Origin of the sequence: Borrelia turcica IST7 (assembly GCF_003606285.1) — a bacterium.
In the GTDB taxonomy this organism is placed as follows: Bacteria; Spirochaetota; Spirochaetia; order Borreliales; family Borreliaceae; genus Borrelia; species Borrelia turcica.
Genome location: NZ_CP028884.1, coordinates 745362 through 767901 on the forward strand (window position 1 = coordinate 745362; position 22540 = coordinate 767901).

Consider the following 22540-nt stretch of genomic DNA (forward strand, 5'->3'; position numbering starts at 1 on the left):
AATGTATGAAACTGAGAGCTAGGATATTGCTTCTTGTTAGTATTCTTATATCGATTTTTATTTCTGTGTTGTTTTTCATATTTGGAATGTTGATTAGTAATAATTTGACAGATCAACAATTAGATCTTATGAAAAATCTTATTGGGAATGTCAGAAATTCTTTAAGGATTTATGTTTCTTCAATGGAAGAGAGGGTAAAAATTAATTCAATGTATTTAAACTCTTATTCTAAATTTGAAGCATTTTCTGCTCTTAAGACGAAGAGAATAGAATTTATTATGGAACAAACTGAGATGCTAGCTAGGACAGGTAGTAACATGATGATAACTAATAAGAAGGGAGAGATAGTATTTACTACTGCTGTTAAAGATAATAGTGATTATGGTATTTCTGTTGCAGATAAAGAATATTTTCTTAAGTTAAAAGAAACCAGTTCTGTATATAACTCTTCGGTTCTTTTAGCAGAAGCTGGATCTATTGAAGAAGGTTTAGTCAAGGGCGTTTCTAAGATAAGGAATAAGGCAGGACAAATTCCTTATATATTAATAGGAATTCCTTTAAGAGATTATGAGACTAGTGATATTCTTGGATATTTTATGCTCTTTTATGCAACAGATCATATATATAATTCTTTTAAAGGTATTAGTTTTGGGGCATTAGGAACTGGACGAGCTATGGTATATGATAAGACGGGTGTGTTTCTTTTGCATCATACTTGGTTGCCAGGTGATAATTTATCTTCCGCTAATCCTTATTATAGTAATATAGTTAAGTCCACATCTGAGGATTTAATTCAGAAAAATAAAGATCTTATTGTTATGCATTATTTTGACCCTAATAACAATGGAAAGCCATATGTTGGACTTGCGCAAAGAATAAAAGGTAGACTATCTAATATCTCCTTTATAGTATTTTTACGAGTTACTGCCGATGATTTTTATCATATGAGTAGACTTACTACTTTGATTTTGGGGATAAGTTTTGTAGTTACTTTATTGGCACTTGGTTTGGTTACTGTTTATCTTGTATCAAGACTTGGTTCTTCTTTGAATGGGATTTTGAACTATTCTGAAAGATTGGCTTCTGGAGATTTTACTGTTGCGGAGAATCCTTTAAAATGGGAGACCTTAGAGCTTTATAGACTATATGAAAACTTAGAGCTTTTAAGGACTAGCTTTTCATCTGTAGCAAAGGGAGTTATTGAAAATCTTGACTATCTTTATGAAAATGCAATTCAGATAGCAAATGCAAGTCAAAATTTAAGTTCTGGAGCAGTAGAACAGGCTTCTACATTAGAAGAAATGACAGCCAATATTGAGCAGATATCTCAGGGTGTGTCTGAGAATACTGAGAGTGCATCTACTACCGAGAATATTGCTGTTAATACTAATGAGAGAACAAAGGAAGGGCATAAATCTGTTGTTAAAGCTATTAGGGCAATGGAAGTTATTACAGATAAAATAGGAATTATTGATGAGATAACAAGGCAAACTAATTTGCTTGCTTTAAATGCTTCTATTGAAGCTGCTAGAGTAGGCGATAAGGGTAAGGGGTTTGAAGTTGTTGCCGCAGAGGTTAGAAAGCTTGCTGATCAGAGTAAGGATTCTGCTAGAGAAATTATTGATATAGCACACAAAAGCTTGACTATTGCAAGTAGAGCAGGTAATAATTTTGAGCAGATTGTTCCTGGAATGGAAGAGACAGCTAGACTTGTTAAAAATATTACTAGAGAGAGTTCTAATCAGAGTAATCAAATAGGACAATTTAAGAATGCAATAGAGCAAGTTAGTCAATTGGTACAAACAACAGCATCAAGCAGTGAAGAACTGTCAGCAATGTCAGAAAAGATGTTGGAGAGTGTTAAAGATTTAAAAGAATCAGTTGATTACTTTAAGGTTGATAAATAAAGGGTCAAGTTCTATACTTGACCCTTTGGTCTAAAATTTATTTATTATACTAATGTTTTAAGAATTTTAGCTCCTCCTAGGCATTCGTCTTCTTGATAAAATATACAGAATTGTCCTGGAGAAATTCCATGGTCTTCTTCTTGCAAGGAAACTTGCAAGATATTGTTTTCTAGCATTTTTATTGTGCATTGCGTTTTCCTCTCACCGTGTCTTATTTTGACACTTAAATTTTCAAGGCTTAATGGTTTATTTATCCAGTTTATTTTATGAACTAGAAATTTTTGTTTTCCTTGTTTTAGGTAATTTTTACTGTTCGATATATAAATGGTATTAGTTTCAATATCCTTTTCTGTCACAAACCATGGACCGTTGCTAAGTTTAATTCCTTTTCTTTGCCCAATTGTAAAAAACCAATAGCCATTATGCGTTCCAAGTATTTTACCTGTTTCTTGTTCGATGATGTTACCTTTAAGTTCTCCTAAATGATATTTGATAAATTCATCATATTTAATTTTGCCTAAAAAACAGATTCCTTGGCTGTCTTTTCTGTTTTTATTAGGTAAATCTATTTTTTCTGCTATTTCCCTTATTTCAGTTTTAAGTAGATTTCCTAGAGGGAACTGTAGTTTTGATAGTTGTTCTCTAGAGAGATGAGATAAAAAATAAGTTTGATCTTTGACTTTGTCTTTAGCTTGTTTAAGCATGTAATGATTGTTTTTAAGCTCAATTATGGCATAATGTCCCGTAATAATTAAATCATAATTTTTATTGATTTTCTCAAAGAATGCACCAAATTTGATTCTTGTGTTACAAAATATATCTGGACTTGGAGTGTTTCCAATTTTTAATTCTTCAATGGCATAAGTTACTACTCTTTTGTAATACTCATCTTGTAGATTGATAATTTCATATGGTATATTAAATTTTTTGCATACGGCGTCTACATAAGTAATGTCTTCTCTCCAAGGGCATTCTCCAATGTAGGAAAGTTCATCTTCAAGCCAAATTTTTAGATAAAAGCATTTTATATCCTTATATCCTTTTTTTATCATTTCATAAAGAGCTACAGAGCTATCTACTCCGCCAGATAAAAGTACTGCTATTCTCATAATTTATTTCTTTTTGAATTATAACATATTTGATTTTGATGTTTTTTGTAATCTATAGTATAATATCTGCAAATCCATTTTGGTAGGGGGGGGCGATGAGAGTAGGTATAAGTGATATTAGGTTTTTTTTGCCTTTAAATTATTTGGATTTTTCTGTTCTTTTAGAAAATTCTTTATATAAGTCTGATGAAAATTTTTTTAGGAAATTTAATAGAGCAATAGATTCAACCCTTCAGAAAGGATTTAGATTTACAAGACCTAATGAAGATAGCGTTACTATGGCTAGCGCTGCTGTTAAGTTTATTTTTGATAATAATGATCTTAATTTAGAAAGGATGAGAGTGTTTTTAGGTGGAACTGAAACTGGAGTCGATTATTCAAAGTCAATATCGTCTTATGTCTATGGAGCTCTTAAAACGGCTGGTATTTGTTTAAAAGACAATTTTTTGACCTATCAAGTTCAACATGCATGTGCAGGTACCGCACTTTCTTTGCATAGCGCTGCAAGTATGTTGAGTCACCTGGATAAGTCTGAATATGGAATAGTATTTTCTAGTGATATTGCGCATTACAGCAATCTTACTACAGCTGAAATTACTCAGGGAGCTGGAGCTGTGGCTATTCTTATTGAGCAGAATCCTAAGGTATTATCTATTAATTTATCTGAATTTGGGGTTTATACGGATGATGTCGATGATTTTTTTAGGCCATTTGGGAGTCTTGAGGCTAAGGTAAAGGGGCGCTACTCTATTGAATGCTACAATAGAGCAAATGAAGAGGCCTTGTTAAATTTTGCGTATAAGAAAAATATGAGTGTTAAAGATTTATTTTCTAAATATAGATTTGTTTTGCATGTACCTTTTGCAAAAATGCCTATAGATTCAATGCATTATATTTTAAAGAAATATTATAGTGAGGACGAGTCTGTGTGCAATGCTTATTTAGAGTCAATAGATTTTTATGATTCTATTGAGGCTTCTAAGGAAGTTGGAAATTTGTATACAGGTTCAATATTTTTATCTTTGATGACTTATTTAAAACGAGTATTTTCAAAGAAAGATATTAGTGGAGAAAAAATACTTTTTTGTTCTTATGGTTCTGGTAATATTATGGTTATTTATGAGCTTACAGTAGAGAATGATGCACATTCTGTTGTTAAAACTTGGAATGTCGATAAAGTTTTATCTATAAGACACAATGCAAATTTTGATGAATATAGGGATTTTTTTGAAAATAAGATAGTTCCAGGCGAATCTTATGGATTTTACTTGAAAGAAATCAGAGATGATGGATACCGAGTTTATGGGTATCGAGCCTAATATATTAGAAAATAAGAGACGACACATTGAGATTTGTTTAAAAAAGGAAGATGTTAGTAAGAGTGATAATCTTTTAAGTTTTGTTAATTTAAAACATGATGCACTCAGCGAACTTGATTTTGATGAGATAGATACTAGTGAGAGCATATTGGGTTACAAAATTGATATGCCTATTTTTATATCATCAATGACAGGAGGTATTAGAGAAGGGAATAAGTTTAATAAGTCTCTTGTTAATATTTCAAATGATTTAAAAATTCCACTGGGTTTGGGCTCTTTTAAACTCTTATTTAAATATCCTGAATATATTAAAGATTTTGCATTAAGGAAATATGCTAATAATATTCCTTTATTTTCAAATATTGGTGCTACTCAGGTAAGAGAATTTGGAATTTTAAAAATAATTGAGATGAATAAGAGGCTTGAGGTTGATGCTGTGATTGTACACTTGAATACAGGACAAGAATTAATGAATTCTAAGGGGGAGAGAAGTTTTAAAGGAATAAAGGATTCAATAGCTAGGCTTTGTTCTTCGTCAAGTTTGCCGGTAATTGTGAAGGAAACAGGTTTTGGAATGTTACCTGAGACAGTTGTTAGCTTGTTAAACTTTGGCGTATCTTATGTTGATCTTGCAGGTAGTGGTGGGACTAATTGGGTTTTGGTTGAAGGAATTAAGGAGGGAAATTTGGATGTTGCTTCTTGTTTCTCTAATTGGGGTATTTCTTCAGTTTTAACATTGATGAGTATTAATGATTCTCTTAAAGATAAAGTATTTGCATCAGGTGGATATGAGAATGGAATGGATATTGCAAAAGGAATTGCTCTTGGAGCTAAATTAGTAGGTATTGCATCCGCCATTCTTAAAACTTTTTATGCTGGTGGTGAGGATGCTGTGTATAAGCTTTTAAGTGATTATAAATATGTTTTAAAAATGTCTATGCTTTTAAGTAATAGTAAAGATATATCAGAATTTAGGTCAAATAAATATTATTTAAGTTATCCTTTGTTGTTAAATTTAAAACAATTTAAAGATTTTTATGAGACTTAGTGAAAATTTTAGAAATAAAAGTACTACAGAGAAAAGAGAAGAAATAAAGAGTCTTTTAAAGTTAGGTGTAAGTGATTACTTTTATGATTCTGTTGATGAAGATTTTCTTTTCAGTATGATAGAAAATTATGTTGGTTATTTGTCCTTACCTATTGGTATTGTTAAGAATTTAAAGATAAATGGCAAATATTATGCTATACCTATTGCCACAGAAGAACCTTCAGTTATAGCTGCATTAAATGGTGCAGCCAAAATACTTGAGAATGCTAATTTAGCATATTCTGTAGGTGAGGTATTAGGTATTTCTCAAATATATATCAAGACAAATAAAGATTTAAGTAATATAGTGCTTGCCCTTTTTGATAAAATTGATATTTGGTCTAAACCTCTTTTATGTAATATGGAAAAGAGAGGTGGAGGACTTAAAAGAATTACAACTAAGTTCATTGGGGAAATTGGTATTCAAAAGTTAAATATTTATATTGATACTTGCGATGCTATGGGTTCAAATTTGCTTAATGCAGTGGCTGAGAGAGTAGCACATCATCTTACTTTGGAGTTTGGATATGAATGTGTTTTAAAAATTTTAAGCAATGATTTAAATGAGTTTATTGTAAAAGCTAATTTTAAATTAAATATTAGTGAAATGCTTGAAGATGCAGATGAATCTTTAAACTTGGCTCAAAATATTTCTCTGATATCTAAGATAGGCTTTTTTGAAGAAGAGCGTGCTGTTACTCACAATAAGGGGATTATGAATGGAATTACGGGATTATGTGTTGCAACACTTAATGATACAAGAGCTCTTGAGGCATGCATACATAAGTTTGCATCAAGGAGTGGCAAGTATTTACCTCTTAGTAAATTTTATCTCTTAGGGGATAATTTAGTTGGAGAGATAGAGATTCCTTTACAAGTTGGAGTTAAAGGAGGAGCTGTAAGTACTCATGAAGCTGGTATATTGAGCTTTAAGATTATGGGCATAGATACTAAAAAGGAATTTATGGGTGTACTCTCTTGTGTTGGACTTGCAAGTAATTTTGCAGCTTTAAGGGCGCTTGCTCTTGATGGAATTCAAAAGGGACATATGAGATTGCATGCTAATAAGATTTTATATATGCTTGAAAGGGATTATAATATAACTAGTGATGAGAGAGAAAAAATATTATTGAAAATGAGGCATAATGAAGTTTATTCTCTTGATTTTGGTCTTAATGTTTTAGAGGAATTAAGAGCAAAATGAAGGTTGGATGCAAGGTTAACGCTAGCTTAGCGTTAATTAAGTATTGGGGGAAAAGGGATATTTTGCTAAATATTCCAGCTACCTCTAGCATTGCTGTAAGTGTTGATAAATTTTATTCAACAAGTGAACTTGAAATTTCAGATAAGGATGAAATAATTCTAAATTCAAAGAATGTTATCTTGAAGGATAGAGAGACAAGGTTTTTCAATTATGCAAGAAAAATCTTAAATGAACCAAATGTTGGTTTTAAAGTTAGTAGTAAGAATAATTTTCCAACAGCTGCAGGGCTTGCAAGTTCAAGTTCTGGTTTTGCATCTATTTCTGCCTGTATTTTAAAATACTTTAATCAATATTCTCATCAAAAAGCTTCAGAGCTTGCAAGAGTAGGGTCAGCATCAGGAGCCAGAGCTATTTATGGTGGATTTACAATTTTAAAGGAAGGAGCTAGAAGTGCATTTCATATAAATAATGGCAATCATTTTAATGATTTGTGCATAATATTTGCTATAGTTGACAGTAGGGAAAAAGAGATTTCTTCAAGAGTTGCCATGAAGATTTGCATGCAGAATGAATTTTATTGGGATGCTTGGATTAAGTCTAGTCGAAAAATATTTAAGGAAGCTTTATATTTTTTTTTAAAAGGCGATTTTTATAGGCTTGGACTCAATATTGTAAAGAGTTATCAGGATATGTTTGCTTTAATGTTGTCATCTTCTATTATTTATTTTAAAAGTAGTACTATAGAATTAATAAAATATGTTGCTACTCTTAGGGGTAGTGGTATTCCTGTTTTTGAGACGATGGATGCTGGTCCACAGGTGAAGATATTTTGCTTGAGGAAAGATTTAAAATTAATTTTAGATGGACTTAATAGAAATTTTAGGGATGTTAATTTTGTTGTCTCAAAGATTGGAAGTGGATTGGAATGGATTTAATTAATTTTTCTGTGCCTGGTAATTTACTTTTAATGGGCGAATATTCTATCTTGGAAGAAGGTGGTCTTGGACTTTCAATAGCAATTAGTGAGAGAGCTTATTTTACTTTTAAAAGGAGTAGTAGGTGGCGTTTTTTTAGTAGGAAAACTAAAATTGAGGATTTTGCTTTAATAGAAAATGAAAATGATTTCGTTTTTAAAATGTATAGATATTTACAACAAAAATATTTTGTTAATTTAGAAGATTTTTCTTGTGATGTTTATATTGATACGAGTGGTTTTTTTTTGAATAGTGGCGTAAAGAAGGGATTTGGGTCTAGTGCAGTTGTTGCTGTTGGAATTGTTTCTGGGATTTTTTTACTATTGAGTAACATTAATCATTTTGAAAAAGATAAGATTTTTATGTACTGCCTAGAAGCTTATAGATATGCTCAAGGGGGTATGGGTAGTGGGTATGATATTGCAACTAGCATTTTTGGGGGTGTTGTTCAATTTAAGGGAGGGAATGTACCTACATATAAACTTTTAGAGAAAATAGATTTTAGTGAGTTTTATTTAATGCAGGGTAGTAAAACAGTGAAAACTACTAGTTCAATTATTAAATACAATGAACATAGAGCTTCTTTAATTGATTTTATAGAGAATATGAATATTATGATGAGAGAAATTGTTCTTAAATCAAATAATTCTTATTCTTGTTTTCTGTCTAGTTTAAAGGAAGCTAAGAATTTGGGATTAGAAATTGGGAAAAGGATAGGGATTTCTGCTGATCTACCTTTAAGTCTTGCTTATCTTAAGAAGGAATGTTGTTTAATTAAAGCTTTGGGAGCTGGAAATGAAACTTTTTTAGTTTATAAACCAAATTTTGAAGTTTTTAAGCAATTTGATATTGATTCAATAAATTTAGATTTGGATGGTGTCAGATTTTAAAAGCGGATGTTTGTAATCAAAAAACCTTCTAAAATAATATTCTTGGGCGAACATAGTGCTGTTTATGGTTTTCCAGTCATTGGTACAACAATGCCCCTTTACATGTATTTAGTCTATATGTTTTCTAATTCTTGGAAGTACTTAGGAGCTCCTTCTTTAAAAATAGATAAAGTAATACATTTTATTAATAAGAGATTTAATAAAGTTAGGCCTATCGAATTTTTAATATTTTCAGAGGTTCCAGTTGGAGTTGGTCTTGGCTCTTCTGCTAGTCTTAGCTTATGTTTTGCCGAATATATTATAACGCATAAGGAATATGAAACTTTCGATAAAATATTGCTGGCACGTGAAATTGAAAATATTTTTCATGGGAAGTCTTCTGGCATGGATATTTTACTAATTGAGTTAAATGGAACTTTTTATTTAGAAAATAATAATAATGCTTTGAGTGCTCAAAAAATAGAACCTTGTGATTTTTACTTCTTGATAGGAGCGGTAAAAAGGGAAGTTGAAACTAGTAAAATAATATCTGATTTAAATCAAAAAATATCTCTTAATAACAGTTTATTTGAAATTGTTGAAGAGTTAGGAGTCATTGCTAAAGATTCTTATTCTGCTTTTTCTAGGCGAGATTTTTGTTCTTTAGTCAATAATATAAATATTGCAAATAACTGCTTAAATTCTTTAGATTTATCCTCAGATTCCCTTGATTATATAATAAAAAGAGGGAGAGAATTTAAAGCTCTTGCTGGTAAATTGAGTGGTGCAGGGCGAGGTGGAGCTTTTATTTTAGCTTTTAAAGAAGAACATGAGGCTAGATTGGCCTTGAAAAAATTGAGTAAAGATTTAGATAAGAATAATATTAGCTTGATTTTAAAGCTTAGAGTATTTAAAGTGTAAGTTTACGATAGGGAAAATATTTTGAAGTTAAAGAATTTTATATTAGGTGAAGCTAGAACTAATGTGTATGTTATTTATAGTAAAGATAAAAGCATAAGAGATGCTTCTATTATTGATATTGGAGAGAATCCCATTAAGTTGATGGATTTTTTAGAGAGTGAGGAGCTTATTCCTAAAAATTTATTTTTAACTCATACACATTTCGATCATATTGGAGGATTGCCTTTTTTATTAAATAAATATAAAGACATTAAGGTATATCTTCATAAAAATGATTTTAATGGATTTTTTTCACCCAAAGATAATCTTTCTTATTTAAGGGGAGATAATATTTTTTATCTTGAAAAAGACATTGTTTTTGAATATAAATTTGTTTGTGAAGGTGATTTGGTTGAATTTTTAGGTAGTAAAGTTGAGATTTTTTTTGTTCCAGGGCATTCTCCAGGAAGTCTTTCTTATAGAATAGCAGATATGTTTTTTTCAGGGGATGTACTTTTCAGGGGTTCTATTGGTAGGACAGATTTTTTTCATGGGGATTATGGTGTTTTATGTTCTAGTTTAAAGAAGATTAATAGCGTAGTGGAGAGTAATTTTAAAATATATCCGGGTCATGGATTTTCTACTAATATAGAACAAGAGAGAAACTTAAACATAAGCTTTATTAAAGCACAAAAAACTTAATCGTAAAAAAGAATTTTGGGTCCAGAGGGAGTCGAACCCCCGACATCCTGCTTGTAAGGCAGGCGCTCTGACCAACTGAGCTATGAACCCCTTTTAATGCTAAGAGTTATTATATAGGATAAGTTTTATTTATGTCAATTTGTTTGAAATTTTTCTCCAAAGATGATTATGAATATGTATTTATTATTCTGTGTTTGTAAAATATGTCCACCCATCCTACTTGTATCTTTATTTAAAAGAGCTTCTTTGTGAGGTGGGCTTTTAAGCCAAGCATCTGTTACATCTTTAACATCCATTTCCGCTGCTAGAATTTCTTTTATTCTGCAAAAATATTTGTCGTATTTTTTAACTCTTTGTAGTGGAGTTGTTCCAAAAAGAGTATGTGTTAATACATTATGTTTACTAAGGTTTGTTATGTATTCTTTTGCTACCATCTCAAGAGTTTCATCTATTTCTAATTTTTTTAAATTTAGGCTATCTCTTAATTTATGAATGGAGGAGTACAGAAATTGTAGGTCTTGATCTGCACTTAATGGGATAAATTGAGTTGTAAGAATTAAAATAATGAAAATGATTTTTCTTTGCATAATTACCTTACCTATAATAAAATGATATTATCATACCATACATCTAATTGATTTTAATAGGGAGGAAATATGTTAAATCATTTAGATTATTTAAAAAAGGATGATTCAGATAAGATAAACTTAAAGCTTCAAGAGCTGTTATCAGGGCTTCATGTTTTTTATTCTAATTTAAGAGGTATTCATTGGAATATAAAAGATGTTAATTTTTTTGTGATTCATAAAAAAACACAAAAACTTTATGAATACATTGCAGAGGTTATTGATGTTTTAGCTGAGAGATCTAGAGCGTTGGGTTATGATTCTGAGTTTAGATATTCTGAATTTGCTAAAAGCTCTTTTATTAAGGAACTTGGTATGGAGTCAACCTCAGATTTTGTTCTTTCAGTGAACAGTATTGTTCGTGATCTTAGTCACATTCTTAAAAATATTTTTGAAACAAGAGGTATTGTTGATGATGCATCTGATTATGGAACGGCTAATGTTTTAGATGATATTATGGTAGCTCTTGAAAAATATTTATGGATGTATAAATCTTTGGTAAACCATTGTGAATGCCCATGTCACGAGGGGAAGAAAAGTGATTTATGCGAGGATAAGGATTCATGTGAATGTCCGTGTCATGAAGATGAGTGTTGTAAAGATAAACATTAATCTTTTTGGTATGACATAAAAAATAATTTTAAAAATTTATTTTTATATGTGTTAATTAATAATATAATTATATTTGATTTAGATAAAGCTATAGTAAGTCTATAGCTTTAATCTTATGTTTGAGGGCTCTATGGAAATTAGGAATATTGGAATTATGGCACATATTGATGCTGGAAAAACTACTACTACAGAAAGGATAATATACTATACTGGCAAAACTCATAAGATAGGAAATGTTGATTCTGGTAATACAGTTACTGACTGGATGGCTCAAGAACAAGATAGAGGCATTACAATTAGTTCTGCTGCTATTACTTGTTATTGGCGAGGGCATCAGATAAATATTATTGATACTCCTGGGCATGTTGATTTTACAGCTGAGGTTGAGAGATCTCTTCGTGTTCTTGATGGAGGGGTTGTTATTTTTAGTGCTGTTGATGGAGTACAGGCACAAACGGAAACAGTATGGAAACAAGCGTCAAAGTATGGAATTCCAAGACTTGCTTATATTAATAAAATGGATAGAGTAGGCGCTGATTTTTTTAAGGTTGTTGAGGATATAAAAAATAAGTTTAATATTACTCCAATAATCTTGCAGATTCCAATTGGGAGTGAGAATAATTTTGAAGGAGTAATAGATATTATTGGCAATAAAGAATTGCATTTTGAGCTTGAAGATGGTAAGCCGGTTGTGATTGAGAGGGAGGTTCGTGAAGAGCTTGCTGAAGATGTTAAAATTTTTAAAGAGAGGTTAATAGATGCTCTTAGTAATTTTAGTGAGAGGATTACTGAACTTTTTCTTGAAAATACTGATATTGACAATTCTCTTATAGTAGAAGAGATTAGAAAGAATACTATTAGCGGATCTATTATACCTGTTTTAATGGGAACTAGTCTTAAAAATATTGGGATAGAACCTTTAATAGATGCTGTTGTGGATTATCTTCCAGGTCCTTTTGAGAAAAGTTTTAATGCATATTCTTTAAAAGAGAATAAAGACATACTAATTGATCCTAGTCATGAGGGAAAGTTATCGGCACTTGTTTTTAAAGTTCAATATTTTAGTGCAATTGCTGCACATCTTTATTTTATTAGAGTGTATTCAGGTGAAATTAATTCGTCAAAAAAGGTTATTAATGTTGCTAAGAATAAGCTTGAAAAGTTTACAAGAATTTTTAGGGTTTTTTCAAATAAAAATGAGCAGATTGATGAGGTTAAGGCAGGAGATATTGGAGCAGTTATTGGGCTTAGGCATTCTGTAACGGGAGATACTCTTGTTGAGGAGGGAAATGAAATTTTACTTGAGCCTTTAATATTTCCAGAGCCAGTTGTATTAATATCTATTGAGCCGGAAAGGACGTCTGATGATTCTAGGCTTAAAGAAGTGCTTGAGATAATAGCTAGAGAAGATCCTACTTTTAGTTATAAAGAAAGTAAGGAGACAGGACAACTACTTGTTTCTGGAATGGGGGAGTTACATCTTGATATTATTATTACAAGAATTAGAGATGAGTTTAAACTTAATGTTTATACGGGAAGGCCTCAGGTAAGTTATAGAGAGAGTTTGAGTTTAGAGATTGATGATGTATTTGAGTTTAGTAATATTTTTGCAGGTAAAGAGCTTAACTTAAAAATTGGTATGGTTATTAGTCCTTTAAATAGGGGCGAAGGTAATAAAATTGATTTTAAATGTGATATTGATCCTTTGTTTAGAGCTGTAATAGTTAAAGGAATTACTTCTGCTTTTTCAAGTGGTGTTATTGGATATCCTATTATAGATACAGGAGTTAAGATTACTTCATTAAATTATGATAAAGGCAAGATTAGTGAGTTTGCTGTTGAGTCAATAGCAGGGCTTGCTTTCCATGAGCTTTTCAAAAGGGCTAATCCTATTAAGCTAGAACCGATAATGATTTTAGAAATTAGAACTCCTATTGAATATACAGGAGAAGTTGTTTCTACATTAAATTATATTGGTGGAATTATTCATTCTATTAGTAATGTTGAGGATTGTGAGATAATAAAAGCCGAGGCAGCTTTTGAAAAACTTTTTGGGTATACTTCTACTTTAAGAAGCTCTACTAAGGGGAGGGGAGTCTTTACTATGGAATTTTCTTACTTTAGGGAAAAGTGAGATTGATTATTGTTGAAAATGTTGTATTTATTAAAAAGAAACTATTTTAGTTTTATTAAAAATAATAAATTAAGGAGCATTTTAACATGTCAAGTAAATCATATTTTGATGGGAGTGTTTTTGAATCAGTTTGTGTATATATGGGAGCAGCCTTTATGACTTGTTTTACCCTTGGGTTTTGTTTTCCTTGGGCTTATTGTATGGTGTGCAAGTTTCATGTTGATCATACTGTTATTGAAGGACGTCGTTTAAAGTTTAATGGAGATGGAGCAAATCTTTTGGGGCATTGGATTGTTTGGTGGATTCTTTGCTTTATTACCTTCGGAATTTATACTTTGTGGATAGGAGTTAGGGTTGCAAAATGGAAAGTTGAGCATACACGTTTTGCAGATTAATTTTTAACGGCAAAAATGTAGGTTCAATTTTCTTATTTTTATTCAGATCCAACTAGTTAAAAGTTGGGTCTGAATAAAAATCTACATATTTGTTTCATAATTTCATTTTTTATTCTTTTAAGATTTTAAACTTTATATTTAAGTGTGTGAGCTCTAATATTTAAACATTTTGTTATTTATATTGTAATAATATTAAAATATAATTTTATTCTTTAAAAAAAAGATTTTTTGTCTTTTAAGTTCTACTAGAATATTAGGGTGGTTTTTTGATATCATGTCTTATTATTAATATTTTTTTATTTTAAAAATAAAAGGAGGTTATGTTATGCAAGGTGAGAACATGGTTTCAATTAGAGGTGGCAATAGAAAAAAGATACTCCTTAGCTTAAAAAATATGCAGCATTCAAGAACAGATTTAGCTCGTAAATTATCATTAACAAATGCTGCTGTTACAATTCTTACTAATCAGATGATTAAGGAAAGTATTTTAGTTGAAGTTGGCTCAAAAGAAACGGATATTAAAAAACATGGACGAAAAGAAATACTTCTTGACATTAATAAGGATTTTGCATATTCAATGGGAGTAATTATCTCTAGTAATTATTTTCAAATAGGAATTGCAAATCTTAAATGTGAGGTTTTAATAAGTGAAACTTATTCTTTTGAACCTCCAGTTAGTGCTTATGAAATTTTGGAAAAAATTAAGGATCATATGATTGAGATTATATGGAAGCATAATTTTTCAAGAGATAAGTTTATTGGACTAGGATTTAGTATTACTGGAATAATTAAGGATAAGGAATCTGGTATTGTTAATGATAGTCATGGAGCATGGATTGAAAAGGATGTTCCCGTTAAGGCTATATTAGAGGAATATTTTTCACTTACAGTGTATCTTGAAAGTTATGTTAAAAACCTTTCTCTTGCTGAATTTATGGGTAAAAATGTAGATAATATCATGTTTTTTGATTATACGGATACTGCTGAGCTTTCTATTTGGTCTGAGGGTAATGTTTATTCTGGATTTAATAATAAATCTGGCATGGTTAGTCATATGGTTATTGATTATGGAGGTGAGAAAAATTGTCCTACTTGTGGGAATAAGGGGTGTGTTAATATGTTGATATCTAATTTTGCACTCCAACGTTTAATATCAAAAGAATTTATGAATGGGGAGATACCTGAGCTTTATGACAAATATGAAGGTAGGCTTAAAAAAGTTACTATATATGATATTTTTTCTCTTCATGAAAAATATGAATTTGTACGGAAAATAATGGAGGATACAGTAAAGTATTTAGCAATAGTTATTATAAATATTCAAAGAGTTCTTGATTTTAATTATTTGGTGCTTTATGGGCAAAGCTTTAAGCTTAAAAGCTTTTTTGACTTATTAAAAGAGGAAATCAAAAAGTTAAATAAAGAGAGTATCATATTAAAGCTTAGTTCTCTTGATACGGAAGTATCCGTTATTGGCCCTGCATCTAGCGTTATTTTTAATAAGTTTTATTTAACAGGAGGAGATATTGATTAATATTTTCTTTTTTTGTATTGTATACTTTGTAACATTTTTTCAAATGAGGATAATTTTTAGTGTTTGATGATCTAGGTGCAGGTTTTAGGAATTTTGTAAAGTATGTTTCTGGAAAATCTGTAATAAGTGAAAAAAATATTGAAGAGGCTGTAGACACTATTAAGAGTGCTTTAATTGATGCTGATGTTAATTTAAGGGTTGTTAGACGTTTTATAAATTCTGTTGTCGAAGAGGCGAAGGGAATTAAAGTTTTAAGGAATGTTGATCCTAAGTCTCAGTTTATTAAGATTGTTAATGATAAACTTGTAAGTTTTCTGGGAGATAGGCATTCTGAACTTATTCTAAATCCTGTTAATAAACAATCATGTATTTTGATGGTTGGTCTTCAGGGTTCTGGTAAAACTACGACTTGTGCAAAACTTGCAATGAGACTTAAAAAAGAGAATAGAAAAGTTCTTCTTGTAGCTGCAGATACTTTTAGAGCGGCCGCAGTTGATCAATTAAAGATTCTGGGTAGTCAAATTGGTATTTCTGTTTTTGCGCTTGAGGGTGAGGAAAATCCTATTAGGGTTGTAGAGGAAGCTGTTAAATATGCTAGAGTGGAGCTTTTCGATACTGTGATAGTAGATACTAGAGGTCGTCTTGAAGTTGAAGAGTTATTATTAAGAGAAATAAAAGAAATTAAGGAAATGTTGGCTCCTGTGGAAACAATATTAGTGGCCGATGCTATGACAGGTCAGATTGCTGTAAATATTGCAAAAGAATTTAATGATAGAGTTGGAATTACAGGTGTAATTTTCACAAAATTTGATTCTGATGCTAGGGGCGGAGCAGTTATATCGCTTAAGACTATTTGTGGGGCTCCTATTAAATTTGTGGGGATTGGAGAGAAGCCGGAAGATCTTGATATTTTTTATCCAGATAGAGTTGCTTCACGCATTCTTGGTATGGGCGATGTTGTTGGTCTTGTTGAGAAGGCTCAAGCTGTTATAGATAAGGAAGAAGCATTAAAACTTGAAGAGAAGATTAAGAAGGCTAATTTTAATTTTGAAGATTACTTAAGTCAATTTAAATACATGAAGGATATGGGTGGAGTCTCTAGTTTAATGGGAATGCTTCCGGGTGTTTCTTCAGAAATGTTGAGTTCTAAAGTTAATGAGAGTGAGCTTAAGAGAGAGGAGGCAATCATTTGTTCTATGACTAAAAAAGAGAGATTAAATCCTGTTTTTTTAAATAATCCTTCGAGGAAGAGAAGAATAGCTTTGGGAAGTGGGACAACAGTTTTTGAGGTAAATAAACTTATTAAAAAGTTTAGTCAGACAACTTTAATGATGAAAAAAATGAAAAATAAAAGCTTTCAAAATAAGATAGCATCTCTTTTGGGAGGAAAAGGAGGAATGATAAATTGAGTGTTAGAATAAGATTGAAAAGGATGGGGGCAAAGAAAAGGCCTTATTATCGAATTGTAGTGATGGATTCTGCTTCGCCTAGAGATGGACGAGCTATTGAAGAACTTGGGTACTATCATCCTGTTGAAAAACAAAATCAAATTAAAATAAATGAAAATAAATTCAAAGATTGGATAAGTAAAGGAGCTATTCCAAGTGATACAGTTAAGAAACTTTTAAATAAAAATGGGTTTAAAGAAGAGAATTAGGAGGACTTAATGAAAGAATACGGCAACGAAATAGAACTTATAGAGTTTGTAGTAAAATCTCTTGTAGATAAAAGAGATGAGGTTAAATTAAATGTGGTTGAGGGTGAAAAGTCAACTATTTTGGAATTGAGAGTTTCTACAAGTGATGTTGGAAAGATAATAGGGAGAAGAGGTCGCATTGCAAGGGCTATTAGGACGTTACTTAGTGCTTGCGCTGCAAAGACAAATAGGAGAGTTCAGCTAGAAATTTTGGACTAATTTATGTTTATAAAAGGCGTAATAATGTCGTCTTATGGAATTAATGGATATGCTAAGGTTAAAAGCATATCCAATGATTTTGATGGGTTTTTAGGGCTAAAGGGAAATAAATTAATTTTAAAGAAAAAATGTTGTTCTTCAATTGAGGTTAAGGTTGAAAATGTATCCTTAATTAATAATGTGTTGTTATTAAAATTTGAAGAATTTAATTCCCCTGAGAATATTAAAGATTTGATTGGTTTTGAATTATGGGTGGGTGATGAATTTGCATCTAAGTTGGAGGAAGGTGAATATTATTTTGGAGAACTTATTGGTTATAGCATTGTAAGCAGTGGGGAAAAATTAGGAGTTGTTGTTTCTTTTTTGGAATGTGGAAATTCTGTTCTTCTTGAAGTTAAGGCAGGGGATAAATTATTTTTTATTCCCTTTTTAGAAATTTATCTTGGTGAGATTAATAGAGAATTGAAAACTATTGAGCTTAAAATGTTAGAGCTTTTAAGATGAAAATTACTATTCTTTCTTTATTTCCGTCAATAATTGCTCCATTTTTTGAAAATTCAATAATGAAGAAAGTTGTGGATAGAGGTATTGTGAGTTATGAACTTATTTCTATTCGTGATTTTTCTAAAGATAAACATAAAAGGTGTGATGATATATCTTATGGTGGTGGTGCAGGAATGGTTTTAAAGGCTCAACCTGTGTCAGATGCTCTTGATTATGTGAATTCAAAAGATAAAACTACAATATTTTTAAGTCCGTCTGGTTTAAAGTATAATCAGAAATTAGCCTATGACTTGTCAAGGGAAAAGGAACTTGTTATAATTTGTGGAAGATATGAAGGGCTAGATCAACGTGTCATTGATTTGTATGTTGATTTTGAAATTTCAGTTGGAGATTATGTACTCTCTTCAGGTGAAGTTGCTGCTCTTGTTTTAATAGATAGTATATATAGATTATTAGATGGTGTAATAAATCCAAAATCCTTGATTGAGGAGTCTTTTGGTAGTGAGTATAGTCTTCTTGAATATCCTCATTATACCAGGCCTTATGAGTTTAAGGGAATGGAAGTGCCTAGTGTACTTCTTTCAGGGCATCATGAAGAAATAAGGAGATGGAGGTTTATTAAGGCTGTTGAAAAAACAAAGAAGAATCGATATGATTTGTACCTTAAATATTTAGAAGTGAAGGGAGAAGATAATGGATCTAATAAAGCAAATTGAAGCTAAGGAAAAGAGAACAGAAGTTTTTGATTTTAGAGTAGGAGACACTGTGCGTGTTAGCTATAGGATTATTGAGGGAAGTAATGAGAGGACCCAAAATTTTGAAGGACTTGTTATTTCTATTCAAAATAAAGGTATTGGGCAAACTTTTTTGGTTAGAAAGATTTCTTCGGGGATTGGAGTTGAAAAAATATTTCCAATGCATTCTCCTATTATAGAGAAGGTTCAGGTTTTAAAGCGAGGAAAGGTAAGGAAGGCTAAGCTTTATTATATGAGAGGTAGAATTGGTAAGGCTGCTATGAAGGTAAAGGAGCGTCTTGACATTAAGAAACTTAAATAATATAAGTATTTTTCAGATATTAAGTATGTTAAATAATTTAAATTATTTAGGATATTTTCTTGTTTCTATTTTTAGCCTTAAAGAGATTAATGCTTATTTTTTGGTATAAATGAAGGAGATAATGGTTGAAATCTGGGCAAGGCAATGATAATCGAAATAATTTTCAAAAAATTAATAGAGTTCCTTATTGGAAGAGAAAAAAGACAAGACCTGATATTAAAAAACAAAAGATTGAATCTTTTGGTACGAATAATAAATCTGTTAATACTCATTTTAGCAAGCAGGGAAATCATAAGGTTAATAAACCAAAAGAATTAGACAGAGGATTTAGAACGCGAATAATTACTACAAAGATTTGCCCTTTATGTGAGAAACAAATCAAAGAGCTTGCTTCCTGTATGTCTATGAAATTTGATAATGAAGATAAACCTATACATTTTGATTGTGCCATTAATAAGGTAAGGCTAGAAAATAATCTTTTAAAGAATGAAGATCTGGTGTATAGAGGAATTGGTAAATTTTTTGTTGTTAACAAACTTATTAGAGGGAGTAATTTAGCTTTTAAGATAATTAGAGAAATAGATTTTGAAAATTTAGAAGACCGTCCTCTTTGGAGAAAAAAAATTCTTGAAGATATGAATAAAGGATTTAAATTATATTGATTATGAGAATAGCAGTATTTCCTGGTTCATTTGATCCTATTACTTGGGGACATATTGATTTAGTGAAGAGAGCTTCACTTATTTTTGATAAGGTTATTGTTCTTGTTGCTAAGAATAGTAGTAAAAGTTATTTACTTAGTGATGTTGAGAGGTTTGAACTCACTTGTGAGGTTATAAAGACTTTATCTATTGCAAAAATATTTGTAGATAAGCATAATGGATTAATTGTTGATTATGCTTTAAAGAATAGTGCTAGGTTTATTGTAAGAGGTATTAGGGCTTTTCATGATTTTGAGTGTGAGTTTGAGAGGTATATCATTAATAGTGAACTTAATTCTGAGATAGATACAGTTTTTCTGCCGAGTAGTTCTAAATATTTGTTTGTAAGGTCAGATTTTGTTAAAGAATTAATAAAAAATAAAAATTTTGATCTCTCAAGGTTTGTTCCGGAATTAGTTCAAAATAAGTTAAAATCTAAATTTATTGACAAATGGTCTTAATAATATATATATTATTAAGATAAATTTGTTATTTGTAAGGAGACAAAGAAATGGCTGTTCCAAAGTTTAAGCCTTCAAAGTCTAGAAGTAGGACAAGGCGTAGTATAAATATGAGGAAAAAAATACCACAACTGCAAGAATGTTCAAACTGTGGTAATCTTGGTGTAAGGCATAGGGTTTGCTTAAAGTGTGGTTATTATAGAAATAATCAATATTTAGAATTGGGTTTGTAGATTGAACGAGGATTGTGTATTTATGGAACAAAGTGAAATTTTTAAAAAGATTAGGTCTATTATATCTGAGCAGCTTGATAAAAGGGAAGATGAAATCACTATGGAGTCTAGGTTTGTTGAAGATCTTGGAGCAGACAGCCTTGATATTTATGAACTTTTATATTTACTAGAGGAAGCATTTGATGATAAGATTCCAGAAAATGAAGCTAGTGAGTTTGAAACGGTAGGTGATGTTGTTACCTTTATTGAGAAGAGGAAGGATTAATTAAAAGGAGTCCTATTGGATGAAGTTTGATGAGGAACGGAAGAAACAATTAGATGAATTTTTAATGAGTTTGCATATTGGTTTTAATGATTTTGATTTGTTAAATACAGCTTTAAGCCATTCATCATATGCTAATGAACTAGAACAAAAGTCTATTAATAATGAGAGATTAGAGTTTTTAGGAGATTCTGTTCTCAACCTTATTATTACAGATTATTTATATAGATTGTATCCTGAGAAGAGTGAGGGTGAGCTTAGTAAAGCTAGATCTTATATTGTAAGTGAAGATTCTCTTTCTAGTCTTGCTCGAGAACTTGACCTTGGAAGTTATCTTTTACTTGGTCGGGGAGAGGAGAGTAATGATGGACGGAATAAGAAGGGCATTCTTGCTGATGCTATTGAAGCTTTTGTTGGGGCTCTTTATCTTGATAGTGGGTTTTTAAAAGTTTCGGCTTTTGTGGTAGAGCTTTTTGATGTACATATAAGATTGATGTTTAATCGTGGGGATTTTAAGGATTATAAAAGTCTTTTTCAAGAATATGTTCAAAAGAAATATAAGATTTCACCAAGTTATAAATTAGCCAAAGAGATAGGTCCTGACCATAATAAGATTTTTTGTGTGGAACTTTATGTTGATGATAAATTTATATCAAATGGCAAGGGAAAATCTAAAAAAGAAGCTGAGATGAGAGCCGCTGAGATGGCACTTAAGAATGTTGAGAATATTGACCTTTGATTTGCTTTACCTCTTTTAGTAGAATTTCTTTTTTATTTAATTTAGGATTACTTAGTACTTTATCTAATAAATTGTTTAGTATTTGTCCAATATTTTTACTTTCTGTTATTTTAAGCTTTTTAATGTCATCACCATTTATTGCTAATTCTTTTAAAGATAATGGATTATTTGTTAATTTTTTGCTTTTGATTTTATTTAATATGAATTTGAGTTTGTGATCTTTGCCTTTAAGAGCTTTATATATATCAAATATTTCCTTATAATCTTCTTTGGTTGCCTTACTTAGCAGTATTCTTATGTCTTTTAATGTTTTGATTTGAGAAGTGTTAATTTCATTAAAAATGCATTTATAGAATAAGATTAATTTTATATCTTTGTTGGAAAATTTAAGTAATTTTAAAGTATCTCTTAAGGGCAGTGCGTCTTGTTTGATTGTAAGAATAACTATTGCTTTGAGATAAAATTTTTTTTTCTCTAAGAGGGTAATTTTGTTTTTTAATTTTTTATTTATTTCCATATTAAAGAAATATTTGAAAAAGTTTACTTTTTGTAGATAGTTGATTCCCTTTATTGGATTTTTTCCTTCTAAAAGTTTAATAAATTCATTATTTATTCTTTCCTTTGATAAGAGTAAGATGTTTTCTTTTTTGTATTTCATAGAGATTAATGTTTGCTTATCTATTATAAAGTCAAGCGTAGATGCAAATCTTGATGCTCTTAATATTCTAAGAGCATCCTCTTCAAACCTTTTATTCGCATCACCTATACATTTGATTATTTTTTTATTAAGGTCTCTTTCCCCATTGTAATAATCTATTATTTTACAGTTGAGTATATTCATTACAATTGAGTTTATTGTAAAATCTCTTCTTTTTAGGTCTTCATTTAAACTTTTTGTAAATTCTATTTTTTTGGGAAATCTTTTATTTTCATATTCTTTGTCTATTCTATAAGTAGTAACTTCAAAAATTTTTTTATTAAAAATTATACTTATTGTTCCATGTTTGATACCTGTTTGTATGTTGTTTGGAAATAGTTGCATTATTTCTTCTGGAGTTGCATTAGTTGTAAAGTCAAAATCATAAGGTATCTTTTTAAGGAGTAAATCTCTTAAAGCACCTCCTACTAGGAAAAAATCATAGTTATTATTATTGAAAATTTTACCAATACTTATTATGTCTTTACTATTAGATCCTAAATTCATACCAAAATATATTATATTGAAATACTGATTTTTCTATAACTAGACTATAATTTTAATTTATCCTGAAATTTATAAAAAAGTATTTGTTAAATT

Annotated in this window: 26 protein-coding genes and 1 tRNA gene; 23 read left to right on the forward strand and 4 right to left on the reverse strand. The window is 30.4% G+C overall.

The window, feature by feature from the left end:
* The first annotated feature begins 5 nt into the window (after positions 1-5).
* Positions 6-1907: a methyl-accepting chemotaxis protein gene (locus DB313_RS03555; RefSeq protein WP_120104451.1), complete on the forward strand. Its 1902-nt coding sequence runs from the start codon at positions 6-8 to the stop codon at positions 1905-1907.
* A gap of 44 nt (positions 1908-1951) precedes the next feature.
* Here DB313_RS03555 and mnmA read toward each other — a convergent pair whose 3' ends face one another.
* Positions 1952-3016, reverse strand: coding sequence for a tRNA 2-thiouridine(34) synthase MnmA (gene mnmA, locus DB313_RS03560; protein ID WP_120104452.1), 1065 nt, complete (start codon positions 3014-3016; stop codon positions 1952-1954).
* Positions 3017-3111: 95 nt separating this feature from the next.
* Between mnmA and DB313_RS03565 the strand changes: the two genes are divergently transcribed.
* From DB313_RS03565 to DB313_RS03595, 7 genes are read left to right on the forward strand one after another with little or no spacing between them, the layout of a single operon-like run.
* Positions 3112-4335 carry a hydroxymethylglutaryl-CoA synthase gene (locus DB313_RS03565; protein WP_120104453.1) on the forward strand — a complete coding sequence of 408 codons (1224 nt, stop codon included), beginning with the start codon at positions 3112-3114 and terminating at the stop codon, positions 4333-4335.
* The gene (gene fni, locus DB313_RS03570; RefSeq protein ID WP_174220867.1) at positions 4319-5383 is read left to right on the forward strand and encodes a type 2 isopentenyl-diphosphate Delta-isomerase; all 1065 of its coding nucleotides are present in this window, start codon (positions 4319-4321) and stop codon (positions 5381-5383) included. Before DB313_RS03565 ends, fni begins: the two co-directional genes overlap by 17 nt.
* On the forward strand, positions 5373-6626 hold the full coding sequence (locus DB313_RS03575; protein WP_120104454.1) for a hydroxymethylglutaryl-CoA reductase, degradative: 1254 nt from the start codon (positions 5373-5375) through the stop codon (positions 6624-6626). The genes fni and DB313_RS03575 overlap by 11 nt, the downstream gene beginning before the upstream one ends.
* Entirely contained in the window at positions 6623-7561 is a 939-nt protein-coding gene (mvaD, locus tag DB313_RS03580) for a diphosphomevalonate decarboxylase (protein ID WP_120104455.1), read from the forward strand. Before DB313_RS03575 ends, mvaD begins: the two co-directional genes overlap by 4 nt.
* Positions 7552-8490: a GHMP family kinase ATP-binding protein gene (locus DB313_RS03585; RefSeq protein WP_120104456.1), complete on the forward strand. Its 939-nt coding sequence runs from the start codon at positions 7552-7554 to the stop codon at positions 8488-8490. The genes mvaD and DB313_RS03585 overlap by 10 nt, the downstream gene beginning before the upstream one ends.
* Positions 8491-8496: 6 nt before the next feature.
* Entirely contained in the window at positions 8497-9390 is an 894-nt protein-coding gene (gene mvk / locus DB313_RS03590; protein WP_120104457.1) for a mevalonate kinase, read from the forward strand.
* A 21-nt stretch (positions 9391-9411) separates the two neighbouring features.
* On the forward strand, positions 9412-10071 hold the full coding sequence (locus DB313_RS03595) for an MBL fold metallo-hydrolase (RefSeq protein WP_161555014.1): 660 nt from the start codon (positions 9412-9414) through the stop codon (positions 10069-10071).
* 16 nt (positions 10072-10087) lie between these two features.
* Here the strand turns inward: DB313_RS03595 and DB313_RS03600 are convergent.
* Positions 10088-10161: transfer RNA gene (locus DB313_RS03600), tRNA-Val, on the reverse strand.
* A gap of 44 nt (positions 10162-10205) precedes the next feature.
* On the reverse strand, positions 10206-10658 hold the full coding sequence (locus DB313_RS03605; RefSeq protein WP_120104459.1) for a CAP domain-containing protein: 453 nt from the start codon (positions 10656-10658) through the stop codon (positions 10206-10208).
* A 69-nt stretch (positions 10659-10727) separates the two neighbouring features.
* Between DB313_RS03605 and DB313_RS03610 the strand changes: the two genes are divergently transcribed.
* From DB313_RS03610 to rnc, 15 genes are all read left to right on the forward strand, one after another.
* Positions 10728-11309: a Dps family protein gene (locus tag DB313_RS03610; RefSeq protein WP_120104460.1), complete on the forward strand. Its 582-nt coding sequence runs from the start codon at positions 10728-10730 to the stop codon at positions 11307-11309.
* A gap of 130 nt (positions 11310-11439) precedes the next feature.
* Positions 11440-13443, forward strand: a complete 2004-nt coding sequence (gene fusA / locus DB313_RS03615) for an elongation factor G (RefSeq protein WP_174220850.1) — start codon at positions 11440-11442, stop codon at positions 13441-13443.
* Between the two features lie 86 nt (positions 13444-13529).
* On the forward strand, positions 13530-13838 hold the full coding sequence (locus tag DB313_RS03620; protein ID WP_120104462.1) for a DUF6693 family protein: 309 nt from the start codon (positions 13530-13532) through the stop codon (positions 13836-13838).
* Positions 13839-14163: 325 nt separating this feature from the next.
* On the forward strand, positions 14164-15372 hold the full coding sequence (badR, locus tag DB313_RS03625; protein ID WP_120104463.1) for a host adaptation transcriptional regulator BadR: 1209 nt from the start codon (positions 14164-14166) through the stop codon (positions 15370-15372).
* Between the two features lie 59 nt (positions 15373-15431).
* Positions 15432-16781 carry a signal recognition particle protein gene (ffh, locus tag DB313_RS03630; RefSeq protein ID WP_120104464.1) on the forward strand — a complete coding sequence of 450 codons (1350 nt, stop codon included), beginning with the start codon at positions 15432-15434 and terminating at the stop codon, positions 16779-16781.
* Positions 16778-17029 (forward strand): 30S ribosomal protein S16, encoded by a 252-nt coding sequence (rpsP, locus tag DB313_RS03635; protein ID WP_120104465.1) that lies wholly within the window; start codon positions 16778-16780, stop codon positions 17027-17029. Before ffh ends, rpsP begins: the two co-directional genes overlap by 4 nt.
* Before the next feature lie 9 nt (positions 17030-17038).
* Positions 17039-17287, forward strand: a complete 249-nt coding sequence (locus tag DB313_RS03640) for a KH domain-containing protein (RefSeq protein ID WP_120104466.1) — start codon at positions 17039-17041, stop codon at positions 17285-17287.
* Positions 17288-17290: 3 nt separating this feature from the next.
* Positions 17291-17791, forward strand: a complete 501-nt coding sequence (rimM, locus tag DB313_RS03645; protein WP_120104467.1) for a ribosome maturation factor RimM — start codon at positions 17291-17293, stop codon at positions 17789-17791.
* On the forward strand, positions 17788-18507 hold the full coding sequence (gene trmD / locus DB313_RS03650; RefSeq protein ID WP_120104468.1) for a tRNA (guanosine(37)-N1)-methyltransferase TrmD: 720 nt from the start codon (positions 17788-17790) through the stop codon (positions 18505-18507). The genes rimM and trmD overlap by 4 nt, the downstream gene beginning before the upstream one ends.
* Entirely contained in the window at positions 18485-18847 is a 363-nt protein-coding gene (rplS, locus tag DB313_RS03655; protein WP_120104469.1) for a 50S ribosomal protein L19, read from the forward strand. The genes trmD and rplS overlap by 23 nt, the downstream gene beginning before the upstream one ends.
* A gap of 125 nt (positions 18848-18972) precedes the next feature.
* Positions 18973-19509: a hypothetical protein gene (locus DB313_RS03660; RefSeq protein WP_120104470.1), complete on the forward strand. Its 537-nt coding sequence runs from the start codon at positions 18973-18975 to the stop codon at positions 19507-19509.
* 2 nt (positions 19510-19511) lie between these two features.
* Positions 19512-20009 carry a pantetheine-phosphate adenylyltransferase gene (gene coaD / locus DB313_RS03665; RefSeq protein ID WP_120104471.1) on the forward strand — a complete coding sequence of 166 codons (498 nt, stop codon included), beginning with the start codon at positions 19512-19514 and terminating at the stop codon, positions 20007-20009.
* A gap of 50 nt (positions 20010-20059) precedes the next feature.
* A complete protein-coding gene (gene rpmF, locus DB313_RS03670; RefSeq protein ID WP_120104472.1) occupies positions 20060-20242 on the forward strand; it encodes a 50S ribosomal protein L32 in 183 nt (60 codons plus the stop codon).
* A gap of 22 nt (positions 20243-20264) precedes the next feature.
* Entirely contained in the window at positions 20265-20507 is a 243-nt protein-coding gene (acpP, locus tag DB313_RS03675; RefSeq protein ID WP_120104473.1) for an acyl carrier protein, read from the forward strand.
* A gap of 19 nt (positions 20508-20526) precedes the next feature.
* Positions 20527-21243 carry a ribonuclease III gene (gene rnc / locus DB313_RS03680; protein WP_120104474.1) on the forward strand — a complete coding sequence of 239 codons (717 nt, stop codon included), beginning with the start codon at positions 20527-20529 and terminating at the stop codon, positions 21241-21243.
* On the opposite strand, the gene DB313_RS03685 is transcribed toward rnc, so the two are convergent.
* Positions 21215-22447, reverse strand: coding sequence for a CCA tRNA nucleotidyltransferase (locus DB313_RS03685; RefSeq protein WP_120104475.1), 1233 nt, complete (start codon positions 22445-22447; stop codon positions 21215-21217). The genes rnc and DB313_RS03685 overlap by 29 nt on opposite strands.
* Positions 22448-22540 lie beyond the last annotated feature (93 nt).

Excerpts from the sequence above, each read along its gene's own strand:
- DB313_RS03555 (WP_120104451.1), top strand. The coding sequence starts at position 6 with ATGAAACTGAGAGCTAGGATATTGCTTCTTGTTAGTATTCTTATATCG.
- mnmA (WP_120104452.1), bottom strand. The coding sequence starts at position 3,016 with ATGAGAATAGCAGTACTTTTATCTGGCGGAGTAGATAGCTCTGTAGCT.
- DB313_RS03565 (WP_120104453.1), top strand. The coding sequence starts at position 3,112 with ATGAGAGTAGGTATAAGTGATATTAGGTTTTTTTTGCCTTTAAATTAT.
- fni (WP_174220867.1), top strand. The coding sequence starts at position 4,319 with ATGGGTATCGAGCCTAATATATTAGAAAATAAGAGACGACACATTGAG.
- DB313_RS03575 (WP_120104454.1), top strand. The coding sequence starts at position 5,373 with ATGAGACTTAGTGAAAATTTTAGAAATAAAAGTACTACAGAGAAAAGA.
- mvaD (WP_120104455.1), top strand. The coding sequence starts at position 6,623 with ATGAAGGTTGGATGCAAGGTTAACGCTAGCTTAGCGTTAATTAAGTAT.
- DB313_RS03585 (WP_120104456.1), top strand. The coding sequence starts at position 7,552 with ATGGATTTAATTAATTTTTCTGTGCCTGGTAATTTACTTTTAATGGGC.
- mvk (WP_120104457.1), top strand. The coding sequence starts at position 8,497 with ATGTTTGTAATCAAAAAACCTTCTAAAATAATATTCTTGGGCGAACAT.
- DB313_RS03605 (WP_120104459.1), bottom strand. The coding sequence starts at position 10,658 with ATGCAAAGAAAAATCATTTTCATTATTTTAATTCTTACAACTCAATTT.
- DB313_RS03610 (WP_120104460.1), top strand. The coding sequence starts at position 10,728 with ATGTTAAATCATTTAGATTATTTAAAAAAGGATGATTCAGATAAGATA.
- fusA (WP_174220850.1), top strand. The coding sequence starts at position 11,440 with ATGGAAATTAGGAATATTGGAATTATGGCACATATTGATGCTGGAAAA.
- DB313_RS03620 (WP_120104462.1), top strand. The coding sequence starts at position 13,530 with ATGTCAAGTAAATCATATTTTGATGGGAGTGTTTTTGAATCAGTTTGT.
- badR (WP_120104463.1), top strand. The coding sequence starts at position 14,164 with ATGCAAGGTGAGAACATGGTTTCAATTAGAGGTGGCAATAGAAAAAAG.
- DB313_RS03640 (WP_120104466.1), top strand. The coding sequence starts at position 17,039 with ATGAAAGAATACGGCAACGAAATAGAACTTATAGAGTTTGTAGTAAAA.
- rimM (WP_120104467.1), top strand. The coding sequence starts at position 17,291 with ATGTTTATAAAAGGCGTAATAATGTCGTCTTATGGAATTAATGGATAT.
- trmD (WP_120104468.1), top strand. The coding sequence starts at position 17,788 with ATGAAAATTACTATTCTTTCTTTATTTCCGTCAATAATTGCTCCATTT.
- rplS (WP_120104469.1), top strand. The coding sequence starts at position 18,485 with ATGGATCTAATAAAGCAAATTGAAGCTAAGGAAAAGAGAACAGAAGTT.
- coaD (WP_120104471.1), top strand. The coding sequence starts at position 19,512 with ATGAGAATAGCAGTATTTCCTGGTTCATTTGATCCTATTACTTGGGGA.
- rpmF (WP_120104472.1), top strand. The coding sequence starts at position 20,060 with ATGGCTGTTCCAAAGTTTAAGCCTTCAAAGTCTAGAAGTAGGACAAGG.
- acpP (WP_120104473.1), top strand. The coding sequence starts at position 20,265 with ATGGAACAAAGTGAAATTTTTAAAAAGATTAGGTCTATTATATCTGAG.
- rnc (WP_120104474.1), top strand. The coding sequence starts at position 20,527 with ATGAAGTTTGATGAGGAACGGAAGAAACAATTAGATGAATTTTTAATG.
- DB313_RS03685 (WP_120104475.1), bottom strand. The coding sequence starts at position 22,447 with ATGAATTTAGGATCTAATAGTAAAGACATAATAAGTATTGGTAAAATT.